The organism is Gordonia alkanivorans NBRC 16433 (genome assembly GCF_000225505.1).
Classification (GTDB): Bacteria; Actinomycetota; Actinomycetes; order Mycobacteriales; family Mycobacteriaceae; genus Gordonia; species Gordonia alkanivorans.
In genome coordinates, this window is record NZ_BACI01000077.1 from 74,709 (window position 1) to 82,183 (window position 7,475).

The 7,475-nt window shown below is 69.6% G+C and carries 7 protein-coding genes; 1 reads left to right on the forward strand and 6 read right to left on the reverse strand.

Features of this window, described 5'->3' with window-relative positions:
• Entirely contained in the window at positions 1-657 is a 657-nt protein-coding gene (locus tag GOALK_RS14435) for a 4'-phosphopantetheinyl transferase family protein (protein WP_006359565.1), read from the reverse strand.
• Positions 654-1,643 carry a metallophosphoesterase family protein gene (locus tag GOALK_RS14440; protein WP_035754169.1) on the reverse strand — a complete coding sequence of 330 codons (990 nt, stop codon included), beginning with the start codon at positions 1,641-1,643 and terminating at the stop codon, positions 654-656. Before GOALK_RS14440 ends, GOALK_RS14435 begins: the two co-directional genes overlap by 4 nt.
• A 69-nt stretch (positions 1,644-1,712) precedes the next feature.
• On the opposite strand from GOALK_RS14440, the gene GOALK_RS14445 reads away from it, so the two are divergent.
• Positions 1,713-2,588, forward strand: coding sequence for a hypothetical protein (locus GOALK_RS14445; RefSeq protein ID WP_035754118.1), 876 nt, complete (start codon positions 1,713-1,715; stop codon positions 2,586-2,588).
• A 3-nt stretch (positions 2,589-2,591) separates the two neighbouring features.
• On the opposite strand, the gene GOALK_RS14450 is transcribed toward GOALK_RS14445, so the two are convergent.
• The 4 genes from GOALK_RS14450 to infB all read right to left on the reverse strand — a co-directional run.
• Positions 2,592-3,968 carry an MATE family efflux transporter gene (locus GOALK_RS14450; protein ID WP_075863345.1) on the reverse strand — a complete coding sequence of 459 codons (1,377 nt, stop codon included), beginning with the start codon at positions 3,966-3,968 and terminating at the stop codon, positions 2,592-2,594.
• On the reverse strand, positions 3,965-4,921 hold the full coding sequence (locus GOALK_RS14455; RefSeq protein WP_006359569.1) for a DHH family phosphoesterase: 957 nt from the start codon (positions 4,919-4,921) through the stop codon (positions 3,965-3,967). The genes GOALK_RS14450 and GOALK_RS14455 overlap by 4 nt, the downstream gene beginning before the upstream one ends.
• Positions 4,918-5,367: a 30S ribosome-binding factor RbfA gene (gene rbfA / locus GOALK_RS14460; protein ID WP_006359570.1), complete on the reverse strand. Its 450-nt coding sequence runs from the start codon at positions 5,365-5,367 to the stop codon at positions 4,918-4,920. The genes GOALK_RS14455 and rbfA overlap by 4 nt, the downstream gene beginning before the upstream one ends.
• A gap of 95 nt (positions 5,368-5,462) precedes the next feature.
• Positions 5,463-7,475 (reverse strand): translation initiation factor IF-2 (gene infB, locus GOALK_RS14465; protein ID WP_006359571.1); only part of this gene is annotated, 2,013 nt, incomplete at its 5' end.

A 7,475-nucleotide genomic window follows, 5' to 3' on the forward strand; every position in this document is an offset into this window, starting at 1 on the left:
TCAGACCATCGCGATCGTCGTGGTGATGATGCCCCGTTCGACGAGCCAGCGGCCGTGGAACTCGATCACCGGAGCACCGCCGTCGGAGGCGGCCGGGTCGATCAGGATGCGCGAGACGAACGTCCCGGACGTATCCACGGTCTGTTCGAAGGTGATGAGGGCGTCCTCGAATCCCAGCCACCGCTTGGTGATCGGGAACCAGGCCTTGTAGGTGGCCTCCTTGGCGCAGAACAGCAGGCGGTCCCAGTGCAGTCCGGCCGGCCGGGTCGCGAGGACCTCTCGCTCGGCGGGCAGGCTGGTGTGCTCGAGGACGCCGTCGGGCAGCGCGTCGTGCGGTTCGGCGTCCATGCCGAGGGATCGAACCCCCATCGCGTGGGCGACGATCGCGGCGCGGTATCCGTCGCAGTGGGTCAGGCTGCCGACGATGCCCGCGGGCCAGATGGGGGCGCCCTTGTCGCCCTTGAGGATCGGCACCGGGTCGTAACCCAGCTGACCCAGCGCCTGCCGGGCACAGTGCCGGACGGTGGTGAACTCGCGGCGACGCTTCTCCACGGCCTTGCCGATGAGCGCCTGCTCGGCGGGCATCGCGATCAGTCCGGGCGGATCGTCGAACGCCTCCGCCGAGGCGACCCCGGATGGGAGGAGTTGTTCGATCACTGCTCGCCCTTTCGTTCTTGCCGTTCCGCCTGTCGCGTCCGGCGCTCTGCCTGCCTCTGCTCCACCCGTGCCCGGAATTCCGCGGCACGCTCGGCGTAGTCGGGCGGCAGGTCGAACCGCACCCCGTGCTCGGGGAGGTCGGACTCGCCGAGGCCGTCACCCGGCACGATGTTGCGCATCAACGGGTTCGGCAGGCCGCGCCGCTTCCACTCGCGGGGATAGCCGACCGACACCTCCTCGAACCGGATGCCGTCGTACCAGGTGGTGCGCGGGATGTGCAGGTGCCCGTACACGCAACACGACGCATTGAACTCGGTGTGCCAGTGCGCGGTCAGCTCACTGCCGCACCACAGCGCGAACTCCGGGTAGATGAGCGCATCACACGGTTCGCGGCGCAACGGCCAGTGGTTGATCAGGACCGTCTTCTCCGACGGGTCGAGGGCCTGCAGCCGGCGACGCGTGATCTCGATCCGCGCACGACCCCAGGCGTCGCGGGTCGGGAACGGCTCGGGCGAGAGCAGGAACTCATCCGTGGCCACCACGTTGCGCTCGCGCGCGAGCGCCAGCGCGGTGAGTTTATTGGCGGTGCCCTCCGGCCGGAAGGTGTAGTCGTACAGCAGGAACATCGGGACGACGCGGACCGGATCGCTGCCGTCGCCCGGGTCGAACAGCGGGTAGATGTCCTCGGGGGTCACCACGCCGATGTCGCGGCACGCCTGCACGAGATAGTCGTAGCGTGCCACACCGAACACCTGCAGCGGGTCCTTGGCCGTGGTGTACAACTCGTGGTTGCCCGGGACCCAGATAACCGTGTGGAAACGGGTCCGGAGGCGGCGCAGGGTGTCGACGATGTCGTCGGTGCGTTCGGCGACGTCACCGGCCACGATGAGCCAGTCCGCCGACGACGTCGGCCGGATCTCGTCGATGATGTGCTCGTTGCCCCGATGGGCGACGTGCAGATCGCTGATCGCCCACAAAGTTGCCACGAGGATCCATCGTGCCAGAGGTCGTGATTCCACCGTGCCCGGGGCGGGTCGGCGTGGGACGATCGAGCGGTGTACGGCGCACCCGTCGCCCCGAGCGGATCACGCCTCCCGGGCAGTCGCGGACCCTGGTGGGTCCAGGTCGTCGTGAGCTCCCTGATCCTGCTCGCCTACCTCGTCGCGCAGGTGACGGCATTCGCCGTCGGCGACACCACCGAGCGGTGGACGCAGTACGGCCTGAGCGCGGGCGTCCTGGTGATCTTCGTGGTGATCACCGCGGCGTGGGCGCGGTCGGGATGGCGGGTCACCGTTGCAGTACTGCTCGGGTTGCTGTTCGTCGGGTTGGAGCGACTCGCGCTGCTCCCGTTCTACCTCGATCTCTCGGTCACCCAGGACTGGTCGTCGGAGGTGTTCCGGCTCGCCTCGATGGCCGCGACCGCGATGCTGCTCACCGGCCTGATCCTCGTGTGGTCGATCGCCCGGCGACAGACGGCCATGACCTGGGTGGGTCTGCTCCCGTCCGCCGGGCTGGTCGCCCTGGGGACCTGGGCCACCTACTATCACCAACCGGATTTCGGCGTCGACCTCACGGCCACCGAGGTCGCCCTGCCCCTGCATTACTGGATCGGCGTGATCGCGTTCGAGACCATGTTCGGCGTCGCGGCCGTCCTCGTCCTGTGGGCGTGCGACGCGATCGGCCTCGCCACCCGCCGATCGCCCGCGACGAGCACGCCGTCGACCACGCCGAACGTGGAGAGCTTCCGGACCACCCAGCTCTACCGGACGCAGGCCGGCCAGACGGATCTGCGGGAGACCGAGCGGTACCGGCCACCGCCGCCCCCGCTCGCCCAGCCGCAACGGCGACCCGACGACCCGAGCTTCCGGACGACGCAGATCCGACGGCCCCGCGGCGACGGAACCCCCGGCGACAACCGGGACGAGCGCTGAGGGTCAGGCGGGTACGGCTCCCGTCTGCCGCCAGCGGCCGGAGCGGATGCGCCACACGACGGTCGCGAGGCGGACGACCATGAAGACCACCAGGCCCGACCACACCCCGGCCAGTCCCCAGTCGAAGATCAGCGACAGCCAGATCAGCGGCAGGAACCCGACGAGCGCGCCGGTCAGGGTCGCAGTGCGGAGGAAGGCGGCATCGCCGCTGCCGAGCAGCACGCCGTCGAGGGCGAAGACCACGCCGGCGATCGGCAGCATGCCGACGAAGAACCACCACGGCACACCGATGGCGTCGAGCACGGCGTCGTCGGAGGTGAAGACGCGCGGGATGAGCGTCGCGCCGGCCGCGAAGACCGCGGCCATCGCGGTCGCGGCGACCACCGACACCCCGGTCACGCGGCGCGCCACGGTGTCGGCGACCTTGAGGCGGCCGCCCCCGAGCGCGGCGCCGACGAGCGCCTGCGCGGCGATCGCCACCGAGTCGAGGAACAGCGCCATGAACTCCCAGAGCTGCAGTACGAGCTGATGCGCCGCGACCTGCGCGACGCCGAATCGGGCGGCCACCGCGGCGGCCGAGACGAAGCAGATCTGGAACGACAGGCTGCGCACGATGAGATCGCGTGCCATCGCCAGCTGCGCGACGATGATCGTCCGGTCGGGGCGGAACCCCTTCGATTCCGGTGACGAGCCCGCCTCGCGGATCACCCGCACCGCGAACAGCACGCCCGTGACGCCTTGGCCGATCACGTTCGCGACGGCGCTGCCCGGGAGGCCGAGCCGCGGAAACGGCCCGATGCCGTGCACGAGGCCGACCACGAGAACGGCCGCGAGGGACAGCCCGATCACCACGTAGACCACGGGCCGGCGCGTCTCCTGCACACCGCGCATCCAGCCGTTGCCGGCCATCGACAGCAGGATCAGCGGCACCCCGAACATCGCGATGCGCATCCAGTGCGCGGCATCGGCGGCCACCGCGGCCGACTCCGGCGACGACGCCCCGACGAGGAGCCGCATGACCATCGGCGCGAGCGGATAGGAGACCGCCACGATCACCACGCCGACGGCGACCGCGATCCAGCTGGCCTGCACGCCCTCGCGCACCGCGCCGGCACGGTCACCCGCACCGAACCTGCGCGCCGAGCGGGCCGTCGTGCCGTACGACAGGAAGGTGAGCTGGGTGCTGACGATCGAGAGCACCAGCGTGCCGACACCGAGCGCGGCGAGCTGCTCGCCACCGAGGCGGCCGACGACCGCGAGGTCGAGGAGCAGGTAGAGGGGTGGAGCGATGAGGACCGCGAGCGCCGAGACGGTCAGCGTCGCGATACGGGCGACACCTGTCTCGTCAGATGTCGCGGCCTCGTCGCGGGTGTCGCTCAGAGCGACTCCAGCAACCTCGCGACCACCTCGTCGGCGGTGCCGGTGTCGCTGTAGCCGGAGGCCTGACGATGCCCGCCGCCTCCATGGGCGCGGGCGATCGGGACGAGGTCGACGACCTCCTTGGACCGCAGCGACACCGTCCACACCTGCGGTTCGCTCTCCTTGAACACCGCCGCCACCTCGGCGTCGCGGGCGGTCCGGATGGTGTCGACGACGCTCTCGGACTCCTCCCAGCTCATGCCGGCGAGGGCCTTCTGGTCGACGATCGCGTAGACGAGTCCCTCGCCGTTGCACGCCGACGGGACCAGCTTCGCCGAGGCGAGGACGCCGGACATCATGGCGAACCACTCGAACGGGTGGGAGTCGAAGAGGATGCGGCTCCACCGGCGTGCGTCGACGCCGGTCTCCAGCAGGCGCGCCGCGATCCGGAAGGACTGCGGCCGGGCCCAGCGGAAGGAACCGGTGTCGGTGGTCAGCCCGGCGTAGATGCAGGTGGCGATGTCGGCGTCGAGTTCGACCCCGAGCTCGTCGAGTACGTCGAGCACCAGGACCGACGTGCAGTCGGCAGCGGGATCGATCAGGTCGAGGTCACCGAAACCGGGATTCGACGCATGATGGTCGATGGTGATCGACGTGTCGGCCGCAGTGAAGACCTCGCCCAGCGAGTCGAGGCGCTCGAGGTTCGCGGCGTCGACCGACACCACCAGTGGGTGCCCGACCACCTGGTTCGGGGAACACAGGAGTTTGCTGCCGGGCAACCCGCCGAGGGAGGCCGGCAGCTGCTCGGAACCGGGATAGGACACCTCGACGTCGACGCCGCGCCGGTCGAGGGCCAGTCCCAGTGCGAGACCGCTGCCGATGGTGTCCGCATCCGGTCGGATGTGACAGCAGATGGTCACCGCCGACGCGGACGCCAGCTCTGCGGCGATCGCCGCACTCGCCGAAGCGTTCACTCGTCGTCGCCGGCGTCGTCTGCCGAGCGGTAGGGATCGGCGTCACCGGCCGGTGATGCCTCGGCCGCCCGCCGCGCGACGAGCTCGTCGTTGGCGCGGGCGCGCGCGACGAGCTCCTCCATCTGACGGGCCGCGTCTGGGACCGTGTCGAGCATGAAGCGCAGGGTCGGGGTGAAGCGGACGCCGGTGCCGGCGCCGACCTTGGACCGGAGCACGCCGGTCGCCTTGGCCAGTCCCGCGGCCGCCGCCTCGTAGTCGGGGTCGGCGTCGATGGATTCGCCCATCACCGTGTAGTAGACGGTCGCGTCGTGCAGATCGTTGGTCACGCGGGTGTCGGTGACCGTCACGTAGGCCAGGCGCGGGTCCTTGATCTCGGTGGCGATCGCCGACGCGACGATCGTCGAGATCCGCTTGGCCAGACGTTGTGCCCGTGCTGGATCAGCCATCGGGAGTCCTTCCGTGAGCGGTGCCGTGCGCGCCGGCCCGGTGTCGGGCCGACGCGCACGGACGTGGGTCGAGAGAGCTCAGAAGCTGACGCGCATCAGTCGCGCGGCTTCTCCCGCAGCTCGTAGGTCTCGATCACGTCGTCCACCTTGATGTCCGAGTAGGTCAGCGTGAGACCACATTCGTAGCCTTCGCGAACCTCGGTGGCATCGTCCTTCTCGCGCTTGAGCGACGACACGGTGAGGTTCTCGGCGACCACGACGTTGTCACGCAGCAGGCGCGCCTTGGCGTTGCGGCGCATGATGCCCGACTGGACGAGGCAACCGGCGATGTTGCCGATCTTCGACGACTTGAAGATGGCGCGGATCTCGGCGCGGCCGAGCTCCACCTCTTCGTAGATCGGCTTGAGCATGCCCTTGAGCGCGCTCTCGATCTCGTCGATGGCCTGGTAGATCACCGAGTAGTACCGGATGTCGACGCCCTCGCGGTTGGCCAGCTCGGTGGCCTTGCCCTCCGCACGGACGTTGAAGCCGATGATGATCGCATCCGAGGCCGCCGCCAGGTTGACGTTGGTCTCGGTGACGCCACCGACACCGCGGTCGATGATGCGCAGCGACACCTCGTCGCCCATCTCGATGCCCAGCAGGGCCTCTTCGAGGGCTTCGACCGTGCCCGAGTTGTCACCCTTGAGGATGAGGTTGAGCTGGCTGGTCTCCTTGAGAGCCGAATCCAGGTCTTCCAGGCTGATCCGCTTGCGGCTGCGCGCGGCCAGCGCGTTGCGCTTGCGCGCATTGCGGCGGTCGGCGATCTGCCGGGCGATGCGGTCCTCCTCGACCACGAGCAGGTTGTCGCCTGCGCCGGGGACCGAGGTGAAACCGATGACCTGGACCGGTCGCGACGGCAGCGCCTCGGGGACGTCCTCGCCGTGCTCGTCGACCATGCGACGGACACGACCGTAGGCGTCACCGGCGACGATCGAGTCGCCGACGCGGAGCGTGCCGCGCTGTACCAGCACGGTCGCCACCGGGCCACGGCCGCGGTCGAGGTGCGCCTCGATGGCGACACCCTGGGCGTCCATGTCCGGGTTGGCACGCAGGTCGAGCGATGCGTCCGCGGTGAGCAGCACGGCTTCGAGCAGTGCGTCGATGTTCTCGCCCTGCTTGGCCGAGATGTCGACGAACATGGCGTCGCCGCCGTACTCCTCGGGCACCAGACCGTATTCGGTCAGCTGTCCGCGGATCTTCTGCGGATCGGCGCCTTCCTTGTCGATCTTGTTCACCGCGACCACGATCGGCACATCTGCCGCCTGGGCGTGGTTGACCGCCTCCACCGTCTGCGGCATGACACCGTCGTCGGCCGCGACCACGAGGATCGCGATGTCGGTGGCCTTCGCACCGCGGGCACGCATGGCGGTGAACGCCTCGTGACCCGGGGTGTCGATGAAGGTGATCAGGCGATCCTCACCGTTGAGGTGGGTGTTCACCTGGTAGGCACCGATGTGCTGCGTGATGCCGCCGGCCTCGCCCTCGCGGACGTTGGCCTTACGGATCGTGTCGAGCAATCGGGTCTTACCGTGATCGACGTGGCCCATGACGGTGACCACCGGCGGACGCTGTGCGAGGTCGTCCTCGCCGCCCTCGTCCTCGCCGTAGGTGAGGTCGAAGCTGTCGAGCAGCTCGCGGTCCTCGTCCTCCGGGCTGACGACCTGGACACGGTAGTTCATCTCCGAGCCGAGCAGCTCGAGCGTCTCGTCGTTGACCGACTCGGTCGCCGTCACCATCTCGCCGAGGTTGAACAGCGCCTGGACCAGCGATGCCGGGTTGGCGTCGATCTTGTCGGCGAAGTCGGACAGCGAGGCACCACGGGCGAGACGGATTGTCTCGCCGTTGCCGCGCGGCAGACGGACGCCACCGACGGACGGAGCTTGCATGCTCTCGTACTCGGCGCGTTTTGCCCGCTTCGACTTGCGACCCTTGCGGGGAGCGCCACCGGGACGACCGAACGCACCGGCTGCACCGCCGCGGCCACGACCGCCGCCGCCACCGGGACGACCGCGGAAGCCACCACCGGCGGGTGCGCCGGGAGCGCCGCCGCCACCGCCGGGTCCGCC